Genomic DNA, 21,771 nt, shown 5'->3' with positions numbered 1-21,771 from the left:
AGAAAAACTGGGAGGGACGCGTATGCATCAATATGAAATCCAGGAAGACCGAAAAGTGATCATAGATTGGCTGCGCCGTCTCGGGATTGAATTCCACACGAGTTTTGTTGTCGTGAACCCGGAAATTTCCGACCACCCAATCGCCTATGCCAATGAGGCGTTTTTTGAAATGACCGGCTATAGCGAAGAGGAAGTTATCGGAAGAAACGGTAAATTCCTCCACGGGACGAAAACCGATGCCAATACCGGCAGCCAAATACGCGAAGCGACGGCATCGGCCCAACCCGGCATTTTTGAAATCGTCAATTACCGGAAAGACGGGACGCCTTTCTGGAACGAAATCACGGTTCAGCCCTTGGCGTTTCCGGAAAAATCATTGCGTTATATCCTGATGCTTCAACGGGATATCAGCGACCGCCGGCGTGCGGAAACTTTGATTGACCTGCAGAAAGAGACGTATAAAGGCATTGAAAAGGCACATATGCTCGGTATGCTCTTACAGAACATCTGCGAAACGGCTGAATCGTTTTTCCTTGACGGTTCACGCTGTACGGTCCTATTGGTGGACGAGGCGAAACGTTTTCAGGTGGGGGCAGCAAAATCGATGCCGGATGAATTCACTGTGGGGATGCGCGGTTTAGAAGTATCAGCCGATGTTAGCCCTTGCGGAGCGGCTTATCTGCGGCAGCAGCCAGTCATTGTGGAAGATGCAGCACAGGATTCCCTTCTAAGCGGCCAGCAAGACGTTCTCGACCGGTTCGGGATCAAAGCGATTTGGTCCGTGCCGATTTTTAATGGCAAGGAAGAAGCCATCGGTACATTCGGGATTTACTTTCCGGAAGTCTATAAGCCTTCGCACAAAGATCTGGTCTTTATGGAAGAAATCGCCTCGATCGTTTCCTTGGCAGTAAAATTCTCGCGCCAACAAGAAGAGATTTTGCGTCTTGCCTATATCGATGAGGAGTCAGGGCTGCCGAACCGCCATTATTTCCGCACGGAACTGAAAGAGCTGCTAAAGGATGGAAAAGAAGGTTTTGTCGCGTTTATCTCGGCAGACGAATTCATCAAAATCAGCGATCAATACGGCCACCGGGCAGGCAATGATTTATGCCGGGAGCTTGGACGCCGTCTTGTCCTGGCAGGCGGTGCCGGGGAAAAACTGGTCGCACGCTTTTCCGATTCGCGGCTGTCGCTCTACAGCACCATTCCTTTAACGCGCGCGCCTGAATTTCTGGAGGATATTTTAAGCAGCCTGCGGGAACCGGTGTCGATCGGTGAGATGGATTTGTTTTTGACTGTCAAAGTCGGCGTGGCGATTGTCACGCCTGCCCAGCAGAACGCGGAAGAGCTGGTTCGCTGTGCTGACAGTGCTTTATCGAAAGCGAAAGAACGCATCGGCGAGGCGGTCTGCTATTTTGAAAATGAACAAGATGAAGTGATGATGCGCGACTTGCGCGTGGCCAATGCATTGACGGTGGCGCTCAAACGAAAAGAAATCAGTGTCTTCCTTCAGCCGAAAGTGGCGCTCGAAAGCCGGGACATACTCGGCTTCGAGGCACTGGCTCGCTGGAAGTCGCCGGAACTTGGCGATATTTCGCCTGCCATTTTCATTCCGGCTGCGGAGAAGAACGGCAAGATCCGCCAGCTTGAGCAGCATGTCATCGAGCAAGTCTTGTCTTGGCTGAAAAAACGCCAGGAACAGGGGCTGCAGTTGCGCCAAGTGGCGATCAATATCTCGGCGGAACATTTCTTTCATCATTCCTTCGTGCCGCATTTGGTGGATGAAACGAAAAAATTCGGCGTGGATCCGAAATGGATTCAGCTGGAGATCACCGAACGCATTGGGGTCGTCGATATCGATACGGCTGGTACGGTGTTCGACCAGCTGAAAAAATATGGCTTTGCGACTTCCATCGATGATTTCGGGACAGGCTATTCGTCCCTCAGCTATCTGCAGAAGCTGCCTGTCGAAGAAATCAAGATCGACCGTTCCTTTGTGTCCAATATGGAGGAGCATGGGACGCGTGCCGTCATCCGGACCATCATCCAATTGGCGGATAATCTAGGGCTGCGGGCAGTCGCGGAAGGCGTCGAGACAGAAGACGACCGGACGCAATTGCTTGAGATGGGCTGCACGATCGCCCAAGGCTTTTTATTCCACCGGCCGATGCCGATCGATGAAGCACATCTACTCTAACCGGGGCATTGGCCCTGGTTTTTTATTTTGCCTATGAAAGTTGACTGAATAATTCTAATGCAGGGGTGACGCTCTAAACCTTTTCATTTTCTGTTATACTGTTTAGGAAAATGTATGAAAAAGGAGAGATACACTGTGGGAAAAGTATTCGTTTTTGATCATCCGCTGATTCAGCATAAACTGACGTATATCCGCGACAAATCGACTGGAACAAAAGAATTCCGTGAATTGGTTGATGAGATTTCAACTTTGATGGCCTTTGAAATCACACGCGAGCTTCCGCTTCAGGAAATCGATGTGGAAACGCCTGTGCAAGTTGCCAAGTCGAACGTTTTAGCCGGGAAAAAATTGGGCATCGTACCGATTTTGCGTGCAGGAATTGGAATGGTTGACGGTGTCTTGAAATTGATTCCGGCGGCGAAGGTTGGCCATATCGGCTTGTACCGCGACCCGGAAACTTTGCAGCCAGTGGAATATTATTTTAAGATGCCTTCAGACGTCTCTGAACGTGAATTGATCGTCGTCGATCCAATGCTTGCGACAGGCGGCTCTGCGATTGAAGCAGTCAATTCCTTGAAAAAGCGCGGCGCGACGAAAATCAAGTTCATGTGCATCATCGCAGCTCCAGAAGGTGTGGAAGCTTTGCAAAAAGCACATCCGGATGTCGATATCTATATCGCGGCACTCGATGAGAAGCTCAACGAAAAAGGCTATATCGTGCCTGGCCTCGGCGATGCTGGAGATCGCTTGTTCGGAACAAAATAAGAAAGCGGGTTGATCAGAAGTGACGAAAAAATGGAAAGTGATGACGATTTTCGGTACACGTCCGGAAGCGATTAAAATGGCGCCTCTTGTGTTGGAATTGCAGAAGCACCCAGAAACGATCGAACCTCTTGTGACTGTCACCGCACAGCATCGCCAAATGCTTGACCAAGTGCTCGAAACATTCGGCATCACCCCCGATTTTGATTTGAACATCATGAAAGACCGCCAAACCTTGAGCGATGTAACGGTACGGGCTATGCAAGGTTTGGATGATGTGATGAAAGAAGCGAAACCGGATATCGTGCTGGTCCATGGAGATACGACGACGACATTCGCGGCAAGTTTGGCCGCTTTGTACAATCAAATTTCGATCGGGCACGTAGAAGCTGGGCTCCGGACCCACAATAAGTACTCTCCTTTCCCGGAAGAGATGAACCGTCAATTGACAGGTGTCATGGCGGACATCCATTTTGCGCCGACCGAGAAGTCTGCGCAGAATCTACGTGATGAGAATAAAAAAGAAGAAACAATCTATATTACGGGCAATACGGCGATTGATGCTTTGCAGACGACAGTGCGTGAAAATTATCATCACCCGGTGCTCGATAAAATCGGCAGTGACCGCATGATCTTATTGACCGCCCACCGCCGTGAAAACCTTGGTGAACCGATGCGCAATATGTTCCGTGCGATCAAGCGCTTGACCGAAGAGCATGAGGACATCCAAGTGGTCTATCCGGTCCACATGAATCCGGCTGTTCGCGAAGTGGCAGACGAAGTGCTTGGGCGTGACCCGCGCATCCACTTGATCGAGCCGCTCGAAGTATTGGATTTCCATAACTTCGCAGCCCAGTCTTATTTCATCCTGACTGATTCGGGCGGGGTACAAGAAGAAGCGCCGTCTCTCGGTAAGCCAGTTTTGGTGTTGCGTGATACGACGGAACGTCCGGAAGGCATCGATGCCGGCACGTTGAAACTCGCCGGTACTGACGAAGAAACGATTTACCGCCTCGGCAAAGAATTGCTGACGGATGCCTCCGCGTATGAAGCGATGTCGCAAGCATCGAACCCATATGGCGACGGAAAAGCATCACAGCGGATCGTGGAAGCTTTGCACAAGTATTTCGGCGAGTTGTAAGGAGAAGGGGGGAGAGCAGGGAGTGTTTTTGTTCAGCCACCTTCGCTTTTCTTGATGTCTAGCTCGAGCGCCTAGCTCCTTGGGTCATAAGCCGTTCCAGCATTGCGGCAAAAAGCGCCGCATTGCTGATCCGTCTTATGCCTGACGGAGCTGGGCAGGCGCTCTCGCTTTTCTTGTAACAAATTTGTCAATCATATGTCGGCGGGTTTTTGCTTGTGAAGTTTTTCACTACATGTAATTGACATGATTTTACCCCTATTGTATGCTTACAAAGGGTCTGCATGAGAGGGTTTTCATACATAATGGATGTGCTATTGAAAGCCAGATGCGACTGCTCTTTTTATGGGCGTGAATGTCAAATCATTATGAATTTCGAGGGGTTTATCATGCACCCGAAAAAAAGTCCCTTACAAGCAATGGCGATTTATTCCGTCATTCTCTCGCAACTTGTCGGGTCCGTACTAATCGGAGTCTTTACAGGGATGTGGCTTGATGAGCAATTCGGAACCGCCCCGCTCTTTTTGATCATCTGCCTGCTCGTCGGTCTTAGTGCCGGGGTTTGGGCGATGCTTCAGACCGTCCGAAAATTCGAATCAGGAGACATGTAAAAAATGGATGGACTTCAAGAGATCTATAAAAGATTGAAGAGGCTGATGTATTTCATCCTCGCCGTGTTCGTTTTAGGGTGGGGAGTCACTCCTTATCCGGAAGTGTTCGCAGGCTTGATCGTCGGATCTCTGTTCGGCATTTATAATATGTGGATCCTGGTCCGGAGAATGGAAAAATTCGACCGGGCGGTGGCAGAAGGCTCGAAAGTCCGTTCTCTCGGAACGGCATTACGGTTCGCATCAGGTGTAGCCGTTGTGGCGATCGCTATTTTGTTCGCTGAGCATATACACTTGGTCAGTGCGGTAATCGGGTTGATGATCCCTTACGGTCTCCTTTTGGCGGAGCGGATCGTTTATCACATGAAACACCATTAAAGAAAGTGGAAAGAGAGGTGAATTTATCGTGGATCATGGCGCTCCAATGCTCGAGGTGTTCGGAATCTGGTTCAACCTATCGAACGTTATGATGCTGCTTGTAGCCGCTCTTATTGTTTTCCTTATTGCGTTCTTTGCTACCCGTAACTTGAAGCTGAAGCCGACAGGCATGCAGAACTTCATGGAATGGGTCATGGACTTTGTCAAAGGAATCATTAAAAGCAATATGGACTGGCGGGATGGCGGACGATTCCATGTACTTGGAATTACGCTGATCATGTTCATCTTCGTTTCGAACATGCTCGGGCTCCCATTTGCTGTTGTCGTCAACGGAGACCTTTGGTGGAAATCACCAACAGCGGATCCAGTCGTGACAATGACATTGGCTGCAACAATCATCATCTTGAGCCATTATTATGGTATTAAGCTGAAAGGCTTGAAAGGCTACAGTTCAGACTTCCTGAAACCGATGCCGTTCTTGTTCCCGCTTAAAATCATTGAGGAATTCGCAAATACGCTGACACTCGGTCTGCGTCTTTACGGTAACATCTACGCTGGTGAGATCTTGCTTACTTTGTTGGCAGGACTTGCTTCAGCAAGTATTCTTGGATTCGCAAGCGCGATCTTGCCGATGATGGCATGGCAAGGGTTCTCGATCTTTATCGGGGCTATCCAAGCGTTCATTTTCGTTATGTTAACGATGGTTTATTTATCGCATAAAGTTAGCGAAGACCATTGAGTATAAACTGCCTTCGGGCAAAACAAAAAAAAACAATTATCCTGAGGAGGACATTTTAAAATGGGTTTATTAGCAGCAGCAATTGCAGTAGGATTAGCAGCACTAGGTGCAGGTATCGGTAACGGACTTATCGTGTCAAAAACAGTTGAAGGTATCGCTCGCCAGCCAGAAGCACGCGGCGTTCTTCAAACAACAATGTTCATCGGTGTAGCTTTGGTTGAGGCATTGCCGATCATCGCCGTAGTTATCGCGTTCATCGTAATGAACCGTTAATTTCGAAAAGCGAAAGTGCCTGTTCAGCTCTGACAGGCATAAGGCGAACCAGCGAAGCGGCGTTCTTTGCCGCACAGCTGGGTTGACTTATGTCCCGAAGAGCTAGGCACTGGAGTCTAGACATCGCGAAAAGCGGAAGAACTAGACAAAGCAATTTATTACTGAAAAGCTAAATGGCGAGAATGCTCCGGCATGTTTTTCGCCATTTATGCTTGTATGATGCATTTTGGATTTCGACAGCACATCTAACGATTTTAAGCAGTATATATAATAGTAGAAAAAGTATTTTAGGCTCTTGAAGGGAGTGAAACAATCGTGTTTTTTGATCACCTCGTACTCGGTGCAACCGGGGAGTTTTTGAATATTGGAGACATCATCGCAACATTGGTCATCTTTTTGCTCCTAATGGCCCTGTTGAAGAAATTTGCGTGGGGTCCATTGATGGGCGTTATGCAGCAACGTGAAGATCTGATCGCAAGTGAGATCGAAACTGCTGAAAAAAGCCGTCAGGAATCACAGCAAATGCTTGATGAGCAGCGCAACCTTTTGAAGGATGCCCGCAACCAGGCGCAGGAAATCGTTGAAAATGCCAAGAAACAAGGCGAAGTTTCTCGTGAGGAAATCATTACGACAGCGCGTGCTGAATCTGCTCGCATGAAAGAATCCGCAGTGGCAGAAATTGCTAACGAGCGCGAAAAAGCGATCGCAGCAGTACGTGAAGAAGTTGTGGCTCTGTCCTTGTTGGCAGCTACGAGAGTATTGGACAAGGAAATCTCTGAGGAAGACAACCGTCAGTTGATTAACGAAACGATTGCGAAGGCAGGCGAAGTGCAATGAGCCAAGTCGCTGAGCGCTACGCATCGGCATTATTCCAGGTAGCCAAAGAACACAATGTGACTTTGGAAATCGAACAGGATCTCCGTGAAGTACGTAAAGTTTTCAAGTTGACTCCTGAACTTTACCAATTGATCGTTTCACCGAAACTTTCATCTGAAAAGCGCACAAACCTCATCAACGAAGTATTTCAAGGGGTTAACACGTATGTCTTGAATACACTTCAGATGTTGGGTGAGCGCAGACGCATGAACGAAGTCAGTGATATGACACAAGCATATATCAAGCTTTCAAACGAAGAGCAGGGAATTGAGGATGCAACAGTTTATTCAACTCGTCCATTGACGGAAGAAGAAACGGCGTCTCTTTCCACGGCTTTCGCGAAAAGCATCGGCAAAAATTCTTTACGGATTGAAAACGTAATCGACCCATCATTGATCGGTGGATTGCGCCTTCAAATCGGAAACCGCATCTTTGACAGCAGCGTCAGCACGAAACTTGCCCGCCTGCAGCGTCAATTAATCGGCTAATTTATGAAATTATGAGAGGGTGAAATACATGAGCATCAAAGCTGAAGAAATCAGCAATCTGATTAAGCAACAGATTGAAAACTATCAATCAGAGATGAAAGTTGACGAAGTCGGTACAGTCATCACCATTGGTGACGGTATCGCTCGCGCTCATGGCCTCGACAACATCATGGCTGGAGAACTTGTAGAATTCTCTAATGGTGTAATGGGTATGGCACAGAACTTGGAAGCCAACAACGTTGGTATCATCATCCTTGGGCCATTCGCAGACATCAAAGAAGGCGATGAAGTACGTCGAACTGGCCGTATTATGGAAGTACCGGTAGGGCAAGAACTTATCGGGCGCGTAGTAAATCCACTAGGACAGCCGGTTGATGGTCTTGGACCGATCAACACGACTAAATCCCGTCCTATCGAAAGCCCAGCACAAGGCGTTATGGCACGTAAATCCGTGCACGAACCGCTTCAAACGGGTATTAAAGCAATCGATGCTCTTGTGCCAATCGGCCGTGGGCAGCGCGAATTGATCATCGGTGACCGCCAGACTGGTAAAACATCTGTCGCAATCGATACTATCTTGAACCAAGGCGACCAAGACATGATCTGTATTTACGTAGCAATCGGCCAAAAAGAGTCGACTGTCCGTAACGTTGTTGAGACGTTCCGCAAAAACGGTGCGCTTGATTACACGATCGTTGTTACAGCGTCTGCTTCACAACCAGCTCCACTTCTATACTTGGCTCCTTATGCCGGCATCACGATGGCTGAGGACTTCATGTTCGATGGCAAGCACGTTTTGATCGTCTATGATGATTTGACAAAACAAGCTTCCGCTTACCGTGAACTTTCACTCTTGCTTCGTCGTCCTCCGGGCCGTGAAGCTTACCCAGGTGACGTTTTCTACCTTCACTCACGCCTTCTTGAGCGCGCAGCGAAGTTGAACGAATCACTTGGATCAGGATCGATCACTGCATTGCCGTTCGTTGAAACGCAAGCAGGCGATATTTCCTCTTATATCCCAACAAACGTAATCTCGATTACGGATGGCCAGATATTCCTTCAATCGGATCTTTTCTTCGCCGGTGTTCGCCCAGCGATCAACGCAGGTCTTTCTGTATCCCGTGTAGGTGGTTCAGCTCAGATCAAAGCGATGAAGAAAGTTGCCGGTACTTTGCGTCTTGACTTGGCAGCTTACCGTGAATTGGAGTCATTCTCCCAATTCGGTTCAGATCTTGACCCAGCGACAGCTGCAAAACTTGAGCGCGGTAAACGTACAGTTGAAGTTCTCAAGCAGGACTTGAACAGCCCGATTAAAGTTGAAAAACAAGTTGTTATCTTCTACGCATTGACTCGTGGATTCCTCGACGATATCCCTGTACAAGACATCACTCGTTTCGAAGCTGAATTGACTAGCTGGTTGGATACAAACCACACAAACGTTTTGGATACCATCCGCTCAACTCAGGGATTGCCATCTGACGACGAATTCGGCGCAGCAATCAACGAATTCAAGCACACATTCGCGAAATCAGAATAAGCTCCCTGGCAGGATCGGAAGAAAAAATAACAAGGTGGTGAAATACCAGTGGCATCTTTACGCGATATAAAAACACGAATTACGTCAACCAAGAAAACAAGCCAAATCACGAAAGCGATGCAGATGGTTTCCGCTTCTAAATTGAACAAAGCAGAAATGAGCGCGAAAGCTTTTGTTCCATATATGGAAAAGATCCAGGATGTGGTCGCTTCGATCGCAGCCGGTTCTAGCGACGTGTCGAATCCTATGATGATGGCACGCCCTGTTAAGAAAACGGCATATTTGGTCATTACCTCTGACCGTGGCCTTGTTGGCGGCTATAACAGTAACATCTTGCGTACTGTCATGGCTAAAATCAACGAGCGCCACACGTCAAGCGACGAATTTGTTATCCTCAGCGTCGGGCGGAAAGGCCGTGACTTCTTTGCGAAGAAAGGCTATAACATCATCGAAAGCTCAATCGGGCTTCCGGACCACCCAGCGTTTGCGGATATCAAGGAAATAACGCGCAAAGCTGTTGGTATGTTCGCAGATGGTACGTATGACGAAGTTTATATGTACTATAACCATTATGTTTCTGCCATCTCCCAGGAGGTTACCGAAAAGAAAGTGCTGCCGTTGACTGACATTCAGCCAACAGGATCGACTGCTTCTTACGAGTTCGACCCATCAGCGGAAGTGATTCTGGAAGTTCTTCTTCCACAATACGCGGAAAGCTTGATTTTTGGAGCCTTGCTGGACGGCAAAGCAAGTGAGCATGCTGCTTCCATGACAGCAATGAAGAGCGCAACCGACAACGCATCAGAATTGATCGGCGATCTGACGCTTGTCTACAACCGTGCACGCCAAGCTGCGATCACTCAGGAAATCACAGAGATCGTCGGCGGAGCTGCGGCTCTAGAATAGAATAAGGAAGCAAAAGCGGCTGATGAAGCCGCTCGAGCTTTAAATAGGTTCAATAAAAGTAAGACAGGAGGGAACAGCATGAACACAGGACACGTTCTTCAGGTTATGGGTCCGGTTGTAGACGTTAAGTTTTCCAATGGCCAACTTCCAGCGATCTACAACGCCCTAACCGTTAATATTGATCGTCCCAATCAAGCTCAAACTACTTTGACTCTTGAAGTAGCTTTGCACCTTGGCGACGACACAGTTCGTACCATCGCAATGGAATCCACTGACGGATTGCAGCGCGGTTCAGCAGTAACCGATTTGGGCAGAGCAATTTCTGTTCCTGTCGGAGATGTTACACTTGGCCGAGTATTCAACGTACTTGGTGAAGTAATCGACTTGGGTGAGGAAATCCCGGCATCAGAACGCCGCGATCCGATTCACCGTTCGGCTCCTACGTTCGAACACCTTTCCACTGAAGTTGAAATCCTTGAAACTGGTATCAAAGTTGTTGACTTGCTTGCCCCTTATATCAAAGGTGGTAAAATCGGCCTCTTCGGTGGTGCCGGTGTAGGTAAAACTGTTTTGATCCAGGAATTGATCAACAACATCGCACAAGAGCACGGCGGTCTTTCTGTATTCGCTGGTGTTGGCGAGCGTACGCGCGAAGGAAACGACTTGTTCCACGAGATGAGCGAATCCGGCGTTATCAAGAAAACTTCAATGGTCTTCGGTCAGATGAACGAGCCGCCTGGCGCACGTATGCGTGTTGCTTTGACAGGTTTGACAATGGCTGAATACTTCCGTGATGAGCAAGGCGCAGATGTTCTTTTGTTCATCGATAATATCTTCCGCTTCACGCAAGCAGGTTCTGAAGTATCCGCCCTTCTTGGACGTATGCCATCAGCGGTTGGTTACCAGCCGACACTTGCGACTGAAATGGGTCAATTGCAAGAGCGTATCACAACAACTAGCGCTGGTTCTGTAACATCGATCCAGGCAATCTATGTTCCAGCCGATGACTATACGGATCCGGCTCCGGCAACAACGTTTGCCCACCTTGATGCGACAACTAACCTTGAGCGTAAACTTTCTGAGATGGGTATCTACCCAGCGGTGGATCCACTTGCTTCTACTTCCCGCGCGTTGTCTCCTGAAATCGTCGGCGCGGAACACTACGGTGTTTCACGTCAGGTTCAAGAAACTTTGCAGCGTTACAGAGAGCTTCAGGATATCATTGCGATCCTTGGTATGGACGAATTGAGCGATGAGGACAAGCTGACGGTTAACCGTGCACGCCGCGTCCAAAACTTCTTGTCTCAAAACTTCCACGTTGCTGAACAGTTCACTGGCCAAAAAGGCTCGTATGTTCCAGTTCAGGAAACGATCAAAGGCTTCCAGGAAATCCTTGCAGGCAAATACGATCATCTTCCGGAAGATGCTTTCCGCCTAGTCGGCCGCATCGAAGAAGTTATCGAAAAAGCCAAAGGCATGGGCGTACAAGTCTAAAATCAGGGACCAGGAGGGAAAAAAATGAAGACCATTACAGTCAATATTGTCACCCCGACGGCCCAGTATACGATTCAGAAGTTTCTATGGTGATTGCAGTTACAGCAACCGGTGAGATGGGCGTTTTGCCTGGTCACATTCCGACAGTAGCTCCTCTTGGAATCGGCGCAGTCCGGTTAAAGAAAGAAAACTCGACGGAATTGGTCGCTGTAAGCGGTGGGTTCCTTGAAATCCGCCCTGAAAAGTGACGATTCTTGCTCAATCAGCAGAAACTGCGACTGAGATCGACTTGGCGCGTGCGCAGGAATCTGCAAAACGTGCTGAAGCACTTCTTCAGGCAAGAAAAGATGAGATCGACTACAAACGCGCGGAATTGGCGTTAAAACGTGCGATGAATCGTATCAACGTTTATGAGGGTAACATTTAATAAAATGGGACGGACGGAAGCGATTTGCTTCCGTCCGTCTTTTTTATTGGATTATGGACAAGATTTCACGAAAAACTCATGAAGTTTTATGCCATATGAAATAATTTCAGCTATACTAACAGCAGGGGTTTCAACAAATAAGATACGAGACGAAAGGAGAGTGTAGAGTGGAATTATACATCGGACAGCAGGCATTGATTTCAATCATCAGCCATATCTTTTTCACCGGCGTTTCATTTTATGCATTGCGGGCTGTGATGTTCGATAAATGGATAGCTAAACACCATGTATTGCAGGCACAGATTTTATACATATTTTTGAGCATTGTGATCGGAACGTCCGTTTCCAACTTCTTTTTGGAGATTTCGGCATGGTCCAGGCAATTGCCGTACCTATTTTAGCATGGCCGATTTGCCATGGTAATGCGGATGCAGGCCGTTCCTATGGCAAATCGGCAATGTTTTACTATTTCCCGGGAAATATTCAGTGTCTAAGGGTTTATTTCTATTGAAGTGGGGAAACAATTAACTGTAATCATTTTGTAATATTTTTTTTTGCGCCACGGACATAAAAATACCTATGTTAACGAACAACATGGGGTATATTGAGTTTTTGATAAGAAAGCCTTGTAATGCTTGTTTCTTATCAAAAAACAAGGTATTATATATAAGGTTTTCATTTTTTACTACCATAAACTACAGAGATTATTAAATGTGAAAATATACGTGAGAGCTGTATAAATAAGGGACTATTAAACACATGGAGGGCTATGCTTTGGATCATATCATCGTTAAAGGCGGAAAGAAATTAACAGGGAAAGTACGGGTAGAAGGAGCGAAAAACGCAGTACTGCCAGTATTGGCAGGCGCGCTTCTTGCAAGTGAAGGAAAAAGCTTCATTACAGAAGTGCCGAATCTTGCGGATGTCTACACCATTCAGGAAGTATTGAGAAGCTTGAATGTCGACATCGAATATTTCCCAGAGAAAAACGAGATGCACATCGACGCATCTTCACAACTCTCGAGTGAAGCACAGTTCGAGTATGTCCGTAAAATGCGTGCATCGATTCTCGTCATGGGACCGGTACTTGCACGCAACGGATTTGCCCGTGTCGCTTTGCCAGGCGGCTGCGCTATCGGATCTCGTCCGATCGACCAGCACCTAAAAGGCTTTGAAGCAATGGGAGCGAACATCACGTTTGGAAACGGCTTTGTTGAAGCTAAAACAGATGGCCGTTTGCGCGGTGCTAAAATCTACCTCGACTTCCCAAGTGTCGGAGCGACAGAGAACATCATGTCAGCCGCAGCGCTTGCAGATGGGGTAACGATCATCGAAAACGCAGCGAAAGAGCCGGAAATCGTTGACCTAGCGAATTATATCAACGAAATGGGCGGAAACGTCAAAGGCGCCGGTACAGACACTATGCGCATCGAAGGTGTGGAGACTCTCCACGGTTCGAATCACTCAATCATTCCTGACCGTGTAGAAGCTGGAACATTCATGGTGGCAGCTGCCATCACTGAAGGTGACGTCATCATCGAAAACGCCGTTCCGGAACATATGGCTGCCTTGATCTCGAAAATGGGCGAAATGGGAGTCGATATCCAAGAGACGGATGAAGGCTTGCGCATCCGCGCTACACGCCCGCTCCGTTCAATCGACATCAAAACGATGCCTCACCCAGGTTTCCCGACAGATATGCAATCACAGATGATGTCATTGATGTTGACTGCGCAAGGCAGCGGCATCTTGACTGAAACGGTTTTCGAAAACCGCTTCATGCATGTTGAAGAATTCCGCCGGATGAATGCATCCGTCAAAATCGAAGGCCGCTCAGTCATCATGGAAGGCCCTTCTAAATTGCAAGGCGCACAAGTATCAGCGACAGATCTTCGTGCAGCTGCTGCATTGATCTTGGCTGGACTTGCTGCTGAAGGAATTACACGCGTACACGAACTTTATCATTTAGACCGCGGATATGTTGATTTCCACTTGAAGCTTGAAGCTCTAGGTGCCGACATCGAACGCGTATCGACTGAAACAAGCGAAGTAAAAGAAGAGCAAATGGTTTAATTCATCAGGACTTATACTTCATAAGATCAAGAGCCTGCCGCACAATTGAGCGGCAGGCTTTTTTCGTAGAAAAATGGGCTGAAAGTATTTTCGGAGAATTTTGTCAGCCATTGCAGGATTATGATAAGATTTTAATTAGACAATTCTAATGGATATGCAAGCTTGGAAAATTAAAGTTCAATCAACATCGCAGAATATGGGAAGGGGACGGCGTAATGTTTTCGAAAGATATAGGCATCGATCTCGGGACAGCCAATGTGCTGATCTATGTAAAAGGCAAAGGCATCATTTTAAACGAGCCGTCTGTAGTAGCAGTCGATAAAAAATCCAATGAACTGATCGCCGTCGGAACGGAAGCCCAGAATATGATGGGCCGCACACCCCAGCATATTGCGGTGATCCGCCCCTTAAAAGACGGCGTCATCCATGATTTCGATATTACGGAATTGATGCTCAAGCATTTTATCCAAATACTGAAACTGAAAGGCTTTATGATGAAGCCGCGCATCCTCATTTGCTGCCCGGCGAATATCACGAGCATCGAACAGAAGGCGATCCGCGAAGTAGCAGAAAAAGCGGGAGCGAGGAAAGTCTATGTCGAAGTGGAGCCGAAAGTTGCGGCTATTGGGGCAGGGCTTGATATTTATCAGGCAGATGCGAGCCTCGTCATCGATATCGGCGGGGGCACTTCCGATATTGCGGTTTTGTCGATGGGCGAAATCGTCAAAAGCATAACCTTAAAAGTTGCAGGCGATCATTTTGATCTGGACATCCTTCATTACATCAAAAAGAAATACAAATTGCTGATCGGGGAACGGACAGCCGAGAAACTGAAAGTCGAATTCGGAACGCTGAGCGGCGATCAACAAGCCACGATGGACAACCGGGGGCGAGATATGCTGACGGGCTATCCGCGGACGATTACGTTGGAGGCCCAGGAAATCACGGAAGCTTTGCGTGAATCGGTCGAGCAAGTTGCAGAAGGCGTGCGCGTGGTGCTCGAACAAACGCCGCCTGAACTGGCATCGGATATTATCGACCGCGGCGGCGTGTTGACTGGCGGGGGTGCTTTGCTGGGCGGATTGGACCGGCTGCTGTCAGAGCGTCTCGGCATTCCGGTCGCCATTGCGGAACATCCGAAAGAATGCGTCGTTCTTGGAACCGGGAAAATGCTTGAAGCAAAACAGGATATTTTCCGTTCCAGGAGATAAAATTCAAATTTTTGTTTCACAGCCCACGCTTTTTAGTATAATGGCAGATAGTGAAGAAACTTGTATGGCATTGGGCATTTAAAGAGGAAAGGTTGACATAGCAATGGCACAATCACGAAAAGCTGGCTCGACTCAGCCAGATAAACCGAATACGCAAACCGAAAAGCCACAAAAGAAAACGCGCTGGGTGCAAATCCGCATGTTTCCGATTTGGCTGCGCATCCTCCTGGTCATCGCGCTTCTCGTCGTTATGGCAGCACTGGGCGCTATGATCGGATACGGTGTCATCGGAGATGGCAATGCAGGAGATGCACTAAAATGGGAAACGTGGCAGCATATCTTTGATATCATGCGCGGTGTCACTTGATCAGGAAGCGATAAAGCCTGATGGAAGACAAGCAGAGAGTGTAGAAGGGAATGGAATTTATGTTGACGACAGAACAAGTACAGGCAATTTTGCCTCACCGTTATCCTTTTTTGATGGTCGATCGAATCGTTGAAATCGAAGCGGGGAAAAAAGCGGTCGGGTTGAAAAACGTTACCGCTAATGAAGATTTCTTTAACGGCCATTTTCCGGGTTACCCTGTAATGCCGGGTGTCTTGATCGTCGAGGCGCTGGCACAGGTCGGGGCAGCCGCCGTTCTTCAGATGGAAGAAAACAAGGGCCGCCTAGCCTTCTTCACAGGCATCGATAATTGCCGTTTCAAGCGCCAAGTCACGCCAGGTGACCAATTGCGCTTGGAAGTGGAGTTGACGCGCCTGCGCGGTTCTATGGGCAAAGGCCATGCCATTGCGACGGTAGACGGCGAAATCGCTTGTGAATGCGACATTTTATTCGCGCTTGGGCCAGTTCAGGAAAAATAAAATCGAAACCAAAACTGCCTCCCGCAGCCAATTCGGCCGCGGGAGGCAGTTTTATTATGTGGATTTACTTTCGTCTTTTCGCAATACCGGCCGTTCCCGCATATCGCTTTCAAAACGCTCCAGCAGTTCCTCTCCTTCAAGCCCGTCTTCCAATAGCTCCGACAACAAAGTCTCGGCGTATTTGCGGCGTGCGCGTTTCAAGGTCCCTTTCATCAGCACAGAGACATGTCCGCCGATCGGCTTGACGGCATGGATAATCACTTCAAACGTCGCGGGTTCGTTTCCTGGGTAGGAAATGACGACTTTGACATCATGTACTTTACCGCTTTGTTTCATATCGAGAAAAACAGCTTCATGCTTTTCGTCCACCAGCAGTTCAAGAACCCATGAACGCTGGGAATTTTCCTGGTTGATGATCAGGCCGTCATGGAGCGGGTAGTCTACAAGTTGTTCTCCGTCTACAACGGCGAGCGACAGCATTTTAAAGGTTTTCATGCAATTCCCTCCAGATAAAGCTTTGTTTCAGTATAGCATAGCGGGGAAATGCCCGGCGAATGTCTATGGAAAAAAATGCATTGCAACAAAATGGCGATTTTGTAAATAAGCCTGCTATTCAAGAAACACTATAATTTACGCAGCAGTATGTCCAAAAAAATTTTTCGCCCTTTTCAAAATCCCGCAAATGATGCCCGAAATCCTTTCAAATCCGCGATTTCCCACATTGCCAAGGAAATAGCGGTATTAGTATGCTTTCATTACCGGCAGGACAGCAGGCAGGCCACAAGCCAGCAGCTGAATCGGCCTGTCTGGCAGGGGGTGAAGTCAATGAATCAAGTAGGCATTGTAGGACGATTAACGAAAGACCCGTCGATGCGGGTGCTGGGGGAAGGGCGCGTACATACTACCTTCGTCGTGGCCATTTCCCGCAACTTCAGAAATCAGCGTGGTGAAATCGAAAGCGATTACGTCCTTTGCTCCACCTGGGGGCGGACAGCCCAAAACGTTGCCAAGTATTGCATGAAAGGCTCGCAAGTCGCCATTACGGGAAGAATCCAATCACGCCATTACGATAAGGAAGATGGCTCCCGTGTTTATGTAACGGAAGTAATCGGCGACCAAGTACGTTTCCTCGATAAACGAAAGCCCTCAGACGATCTTATCCCCAAGCGGACGGAAACGGATTCTAATGCGGAGTTCGATTTTCAGCCGCCCGAAACTGAGCAGGTGAACAGTTGAAGCATAAGGAGGCAAGTGGAATGCCGAAAGAACTTCAGCTCCAATTGGAAGTCCATATGGAGCAATTGATCAAACTGACCGCTTCGCTTCATCAGCGAATGATTGAAGCGGAGCGGGAGCTGTCAGAACTGAAACGGGTCTTCGCCACAGGCGAGAAAAACTGATGATCGCTGTCCAAAAGAAAAAATCCGGCCAGGTGGGGTCCTGGCCGGATTTTTTAGAAGCTATACGTGAACAATTCTTTCAGTTCGTCATCGGACAGTTCCGTCATCCACTGGCTCGATTGGATAAACTGGTCCGACATCGACTGCTTCTGCGTAAGCAGTGAATCGATTTTCTCTTCAATCGTCCCGATTGTCACAAACTTATGGACGTGGACAAACTGGGTCTGGCCGATGCGGTAAGCACGGTCGGTCGCCTGGTTTTCCACGGCCGGGTTCCACCAGCGGTCTGCATGCAGCACATGCGTAGCGGCCGTCAAGTTGAGCCCGGTTCCACCCGCTTTCAAGGATAGGATGAATATCGGGAATTCGCCATTCTGGAATGCAGCGACAAGTGAATCACGTTGGTTTTTCGGCATATGGCCGGTTAAAAACGGCACTTCATGCCCGTATAATTCATTCAGTGCCTGCTGCAGCAGATGGCCCATTCCGATGTACTGCGTAAAGATCAAGCATTGCTCCCCGCGTTCCGCGATTTCCCCCGCAAGTGTCACGATACGCTCGAGTTTCTGGGAGCGAGGCAATAACTCGTCTGCGGTCGTATACGGCTCTTTCAAATAAAGGGACGGGTGATTGCACAGCTGTTTCAGCTTGCTGAGCATTTTCAGGACGAGGCCTTTTTTCTCGAAGCCTGTGAGCGTCCCCATCTTCTGCACCGTATCCTGGACAAGCCCCTCATACAGCGCGGCTTGTTCCGGCGTCAGTGGGCAATATTCCAATTGCTCCAGCTTTTCCGGTAAATTGAGCTGCAGTTCGGGATCTTTTTTCGTCCGGCGCAAAAGAAATGGCTGAATGCGCTGCCGCAGCTTTTCTTTGGCCTGTTCGGAATCATCCCGTTCAATCGGTACCATAAAGGCTTCCTGAACTGCTTGATGCGGTACAGGTAGCCTTTATTGATGAAATCGAAGATCGACCATAGTTCAGACAAGCGGTTCTCGATCGGCGTCCCGGTCAGGGCGATGTGATGCTGCCCTTTGAACTTGCGGATCGTCCGCGATTGTTTCGTATACATATTCTTGATGTTTTGCGCTTCATCGAGCGTGATGCTCGTCCATGTGATCGATTGGATTTCGACGCTGTCGGACGAAGCGATGCCGTATGTCGACAGCACCACGTCCGGCTGTTCAGCCGCAAGCGAGTCCAAGAAGGCTTGGCCTTTCGGGCGGTTGCTGCCGTAATGCGTTGCGACTTTCAAATCAGGCGCAAAACGCTCCAATTCCTTTTGCCAGTTGCCGAGGACCGAAGTCGGGCAAATGATAAGCGACGGCTGTTTCGGCTTTTCGCTGTGCACGTGAAGCAAATAGGCGATCAATTGCACGGTCTTGCCAAGCCCCATGTCATCTGCAAGGCATAAACCGAAGCCTTCCTCGCGCATGAAGGTTAAATAATCAAAGCCCGTCTTCTGGTAAGGGCGCAATTCGGTCTTCAAGTTCTCCGGCAATGGCGTTTCCGGCAAATCGCGTTTATCGAGCAATTTATCGAGCAGGACCTTCAAAGATTTATTCAAATGAAACTCGACGAGCGGATCATCTTCTTCGCCCGGTTCTTCGAGCATGACGTCCGGCACATTATGGAACAGCATGTCTTTCAGCGTCCAATCGGCGTCTTCCGCTTCTTCAATCATCTGGCGCAGCTGCATCAATAGATTCGAGTCGACGCGTACCCATTCGTTGCCGACGCGGATGAATTCACGGTTTTCCGTCACCAGCTGCTCGAAATCCTGCATGCTCAAATCGTGGCCATTGAGCGAGAACTTCCAGTCGAAGCTGATGATCTGGTCCAAGCCGACGACCGATGCTTTTTTCGCCGGGGAGGTGACATTTGCTTTGACGCGCACTTTCGATTCCTGAACGGCTTGCAGCCAGGAAGGAATCGACACTTCCACGCCGAATGCCTGCAATAAGTCGGCATCGTTGCGGAGGAAGTTCAACACTTCTGCATCGGTCCACCGGGCGATATACATCTGGTCTGCCTCATAGCGGTCGACAGAAGGGCATAAGCTGAGGATCAAGCTTTGGCGCTCTTGGATTTCACGCGCATGGGCGCGCCATTTTTCAGGAAGAACCTTTTCGATCACTTCGTTTTCACGACGTTTCGAAGGCGTCCAATAAGCACTGCCGCGTTTGGTGCGCAGCGCTGTCCGGAAGGCCCATAAGCCGCTATCGTCCGGTTCGGTCAATTGCATCGCCAGCACATAATCATCTGCGGGTTCCAGGCCGTCCCAGCCAGCATGTTCGACGAAATGCAAAAGGTAGGGCAATTGGGCTGACGTGAGCCCTTTTTGGCGCAGCTGGTGCTGAATCGTATCGGTTAAGAACGAGCGGATTTCCGCATCGCCATATGCCGCATCGATGGAAATGACGCCGTCTTCAACTTGGACGTGCTGCCATAACGCCGAATCGTTCAATGAATCGGCGACGCGGCGCGCAAGTTTCAGCCAAGCTTCATCTTGCAGACGGCGCCCAGAAAATTGGACGTAATGATGGGGATCCTGTTGGAACAAACGAACAAAATCGGCTGGCGTCAATAATAGGTCCAAGCCATCTGTTTGAACGTTCATGCCGAAAAAGCTGTCCTTATCGGCGAAAAACAGGAATGGCGACCAGATTTCTGGAGGGATCCGGTTGCCGCTGTCGTTATAAGCCTGAAGCCGGAACACGTCCGACTGGTCTATTTTCAAATAATACGTACGGCTTCCTTCGGTTTGGAATTGATTCATAACAGCTTTCCTTTCTCAATCTCTTCCTGGAGCGCGCGCAAGCGTTTGTAGCGATGTTGGATTTCATTCATATAAGCATTCCAAAACGGCATCTGCCCGCTTTTCTTGCACGCGGCTTTCATTTTCTTCCATACGCGGACGGCCTGTTTATAGCTTGTCCGGCTGCGTTCTTCGAGATGCTGCAGCGCATAGCGGTGGTAGAGCGGCAACGCGAAATCAGGAGCGGCATTATGCACTTCCTTCAATCCGCATTCCTCTGCAAAATACAAAGGGGAATTATGCAGCTGGTGAAGTTCCGCCCATTGCTTGTACATGCCTTTTTCGACGAGGTAGGCGGAATAGGCAGGCAAGCCGTAATGGCCGAACTGTGTAAATAAATCTTCCCAATCGTCTTCAGTTAAGTCGATCAATGAATATAGACGGCTCAAAACACGGACATAATGGTGGCGGTACTGCGTAAACAATCCGTCAAACAGGAATGTCCGGACATGCGGCTTGATGGCCATCAAGATTGCGGAGAGCCCTTGTTGATGGCCTTCTTCTTCAGCTAGCACTGCTAGTTTGACCCAGTCAGCTGCTGCGCCCGGCGTAATGGTGCCGGGAGAGACCTCGTTTCCGAGCAGTACAGCGAAAAATGCCTTGACCCGTTCGTCTGGACGGCGGAATTCTTCGAGACCGCTTAGCCGTTCGCGCCTGCTGATGAATAATTCGGTCCAGAACAACTGGTAGATTTCAAAGCGTTCCGAAAACGAATCGTCGTTCGTTTCCGCGAATTCGCGCACCAGTTCACGCAAATGGGTGAAGAAAGCGTCAGATTCGAAAGTGCGGTGCAAGCCCCGTAATTGGCCAAGCATATCACGGAGTGCATGCAATTCGTCCGCAAACCAGGTTTTGAAGAAGGAATGATGCACTTCTTTCGTCCCCGCGCTGAACGTCTCCCATACTTCTGTCAAAGAAATCAGGTGGGCATAGGTTTTATATAAAGTTTTCCATTCACGCTCGAGTGGCATGAAGGACAGGGCGTTTTTTAAGCGCCCTTCGTATAATTGCTCAAAATAGAAATAATTGCGCGTGACGTAATCATTGATCGGTTCGCGCCACGTGCTGCGGATCAGTGCTTCCCATTGATCGGGTGAGCGTTTGTTCGTCAGTGTCGACAATTTCTCATTCTCCTTATCACGCCATTTCGCGACCCATTCGGAAAGCGAGTCGATTTTTTGATAGAGCGAAAAAATGACCGCCAAGCGGTGACGGCAGGTTTTTTCCTGTGGGCAAGCACAGACGGCAGTAAGTTTCCCGAAATTGAGCACCACTTTGACCGAATGGGCATCTTTCACGCTCGCTTCAAGCAGCAGGCGTTCTTCATTGAAAGAATGTATCTGCACGCCGTCATGGCGCACTAAAAAGACTGCTTTTCGAACCATTTCCTCATCCAACGCACGCATAGGATGAAGCGACTTGTCGATAGCAGCCATATAATTGTGGATCGTGTCTTCGTATTGTTTCGCCAAGGATAAAACCGTAGCCATTTACATCGCCCCAAATAAAAACATTTCCTTCTATTATACGGCTTTGAGGCAAGACAGTAAACGAAGAAGGAAAAAGAAGCGAAAATGCCATCGTT

Annotated in this window: 22 protein-coding genes and 2 pseudogenes; 20 read left to right on the top strand and 4 right to left on the bottom strand. The window is 48.7% G+C overall.

Going from position 1 to position 21,771, the window contains the following annotated elements; genetic code table 11:
• Window positions 1-22 precede the first annotated feature (22 nt).
• From CW734_RS14275 to fabZ, 18 genes and pseudogenes are all read left to right on the top strand, one after another.
• Window positions 23-2,197: a GGDEF domain-containing protein gene (locus CW734_RS14275; protein ID WP_101191271.1), complete on the top strand. Its 2,175-nt coding sequence runs from the start codon at window positions 23-25 to the stop codon at window positions 2,195-2,197.
• Between the two features lie 135 nt (window positions 2,198-2,332).
• Window positions 2,333-2,962, top strand: coding sequence for a uracil phosphoribosyltransferase (gene upp / locus CW734_RS14270; RefSeq protein ID WP_058382961.1), 630 nt, complete (start codon window positions 2,333-2,335; stop codon window positions 2,960-2,962).
• A 19-nt stretch (window positions 2,963-2,981) separates the two neighbouring features.
• A complete protein-coding gene (gene wecB / locus CW734_RS14265; protein WP_101191269.1) occupies window positions 2,982-4,100 on the top strand; it encodes a non-hydrolyzing UDP-N-acetylglucosamine 2-epimerase in 1,119 nt (372 codons plus the stop codon).
• A 386-nt stretch (window positions 4,101-4,486) separates the two neighbouring features.
• On the top strand, window positions 4,487-4,708 hold the full coding sequence (locus CW734_RS14260; RefSeq protein WP_058382963.1) for an AtpZ/AtpI family protein: 222 nt from the start codon (window positions 4,487-4,489) through the stop codon (window positions 4,706-4,708).
• Between the two features lie 3 nt (window positions 4,709-4,711).
• Window positions 4,712-5,083 carry an ATP synthase subunit I gene (locus tag CW734_RS14255; protein WP_101191267.1) on the top strand — a complete coding sequence of 124 codons (372 nt, stop codon included), beginning with the start codon at window positions 4,712-4,714 and terminating at the stop codon, window positions 5,081-5,083.
• A 28-nt stretch (window positions 5,084-5,111) separates the two neighbouring features.
• On the top strand, window positions 5,112-5,822 hold the full coding sequence (atpB, locus tag CW734_RS14250) for a F0F1 ATP synthase subunit A (RefSeq protein ID WP_101191265.1): 711 nt from the start codon (window positions 5,112-5,114) through the stop codon (window positions 5,820-5,822).
• A 60-nt stretch (window positions 5,823-5,882) separates the two neighbouring features.
• Window positions 5,883-6,095: a F0F1 ATP synthase subunit C gene (gene atpE / locus CW734_RS14245; RefSeq protein ID WP_008433003.1), complete on the top strand. Its 213-nt coding sequence runs from the start codon at window positions 5,883-5,885 to the stop codon at window positions 6,093-6,095.
• Window positions 6,096-6,410: 315 nt separating this feature from the next.
• Window positions 6,411-6,932, top strand: coding sequence for a F0F1 ATP synthase subunit B (atpF, locus tag CW734_RS14240; RefSeq protein WP_101191263.1), 522 nt, complete (start codon window positions 6,411-6,413; stop codon window positions 6,930-6,932).
• Complete coding sequence (locus tag CW734_RS14235; RefSeq protein WP_101191261.1) at window positions 6,929-7,459, top strand: F0F1 ATP synthase subunit delta; 531 nt, start codon at window positions 6,929-6,931, stop codon at window positions 7,457-7,459. Before atpF ends, CW734_RS14235 begins: the two co-directional genes overlap by 4 nt.
• A gap of 28 nt (window positions 7,460-7,487) precedes the next feature.
• A complete protein-coding gene (gene atpA, locus CW734_RS14230) occupies window positions 7,488-8,996 on the top strand; it encodes a F0F1 ATP synthase subunit alpha (RefSeq protein WP_101191259.1) in 1,509 nt (502 codons plus the stop codon).
• Window positions 8,997-9,044: 48 nt separating this feature from the next.
• Window positions 9,045-9,902, top strand: coding sequence for an ATP synthase F1 subunit gamma (gene atpG, locus CW734_RS14225; protein ID WP_101191257.1), 858 nt, complete (start codon window positions 9,045-9,047; stop codon window positions 9,900-9,902).
• Between the two features lie 78 nt (window positions 9,903-9,980).
• Window positions 9,981-11,396: a F0F1 ATP synthase subunit beta gene (gene atpD / locus CW734_RS14220; protein ID WP_058382970.1), complete on the top strand. Its 1,416-nt coding sequence runs from the start codon at window positions 9,981-9,983 to the stop codon at window positions 11,394-11,396.
• Window positions 11,397-11,420: 24 nt separating this feature from the next.
• A pseudogene (locus tag CW734_RS14215) lies at window positions 11,421-11,823 on the top strand (F0F1 ATP synthase subunit epsilon).
• Window positions 11,824-11,990: 167 nt separating this feature from the next.
• Window positions 11,991-12,224 (top strand): DUF1146 family protein, encoded by a 234-nt coding sequence (locus tag CW734_RS14210; RefSeq protein WP_058382972.1) that lies wholly within the window; start codon window positions 11,991-11,993, stop codon window positions 12,222-12,224.
• 373 nt (window positions 12,225-12,597) lie between these two features.
• Entirely contained in the window at window positions 12,598-13,896 is a 1,299-nt protein-coding gene (murA, locus tag CW734_RS14205; protein ID WP_101191255.1) for a UDP-N-acetylglucosamine 1-carboxyvinyltransferase, read from the top strand.
• Window positions 13,897-14,111: 215 nt separating this feature from the next.
• Window positions 14,112-15,107: a rod shape-determining protein MreB gene (mreB, locus tag CW734_RS14200; RefSeq protein WP_101191253.1), complete on the top strand. Its 996-nt coding sequence runs from the start codon at window positions 14,112-14,114 to the stop codon at window positions 15,105-15,107.
• 103 nt (window positions 15,108-15,210) lie between these two features.
• Window positions 15,211-15,474, top strand: coding sequence for a DNA-directed RNA polymerase subunit beta (locus CW734_RS14195; protein ID WP_101191251.1), 264 nt, complete (start codon window positions 15,211-15,213; stop codon window positions 15,472-15,474).
• A 59-nt stretch (window positions 15,475-15,533) separates the two neighbouring features.
• The gene (gene fabZ, locus CW734_RS14190; RefSeq protein WP_101191249.1) at window positions 15,534-15,971 is read left to right on the top strand and encodes a 3-hydroxyacyl-ACP dehydratase FabZ; all 438 of its coding nucleotides are present in this window, start codon (window positions 15,534-15,536) and stop codon (window positions 15,969-15,971) included.
• A gap of 54 nt (window positions 15,972-16,025) precedes the next feature.
• Here fabZ and CW734_RS14185 read toward each other — a convergent pair whose 3' ends face one another.
• Complete coding sequence (locus tag CW734_RS14185; protein ID WP_101191247.1) at window positions 16,026-16,466, bottom strand: YwpF family protein; 441 nt, start codon at window positions 16,464-16,466, stop codon at window positions 16,026-16,028.
• A gap of 330 nt (window positions 16,467-16,796) precedes the next feature.
• On the opposite strand from CW734_RS14185, the gene CW734_RS14180 reads away from it, so the two are divergent.
• Window positions 16,797-17,207, top strand: coding sequence for a single-stranded DNA-binding protein (locus CW734_RS14180; RefSeq protein WP_101191245.1), 411 nt, complete (start codon window positions 16,797-16,799; stop codon window positions 17,205-17,207).
• Between the two features lie 20 nt (window positions 17,208-17,227).
• Complete coding sequence (locus CW734_RS18515) at window positions 17,228-17,371, top strand: hypothetical protein (protein ID WP_167358041.1); 144 nt, start codon at window positions 17,228-17,230, stop codon at window positions 17,369-17,371.
• A 53-nt stretch (window positions 17,372-17,424) separates the two neighbouring features.
• Here CW734_RS18515 and CW734_RS19205 read toward each other — a convergent pair whose 3' ends face one another.
• The 3 genes and pseudogenes from CW734_RS19205 to CW734_RS14170 all read right to left on the bottom strand — a co-directional run bounded on the left by CW734_RS19205 (window position 17,425) and on the right by CW734_RS14170 (window position 21,676).
• A complete protein-coding gene (locus CW734_RS19205) occupies window positions 17,425-18,030 on the bottom strand; it encodes a DEAD/DEAH box helicase (protein WP_232787278.1) in 606 nt (201 codons plus the stop codon).
• Window positions 18,031-18,048: 18 nt separating this feature from the next.
• Window positions 18,049-19,391 (bottom strand): annotated as a pseudogene (locus tag CW734_RS19200) (DEAD/DEAH box helicase); the annotation flags it as partial.
• A 752-nt stretch (window positions 19,392-20,143) separates the two neighbouring features.
• Window positions 20,144-21,676 (bottom strand): hypothetical protein, encoded by a 1,533-nt coding sequence (locus CW734_RS14170; protein ID WP_101191243.1) that lies wholly within the window; start codon window positions 21,674-21,676, stop codon window positions 20,144-20,146.
• Between the last annotated feature and the right edge of the window lie 95 nt (window positions 21,677-21,771).

The sequence above is a fragment of the Planococcus sp. MB-3u-03 genome (assembly GCF_002833405.1).
In the GTDB taxonomy this organism is placed as follows: Bacteria; Bacillota; Bacilli; order Bacillales_A; family Planococcaceae; genus Planococcus.
The sequence above is the reverse complement of the archived record's forward strand: the minus strand, read 5'-3'. Positions and strand labels throughout refer to the sequence as shown.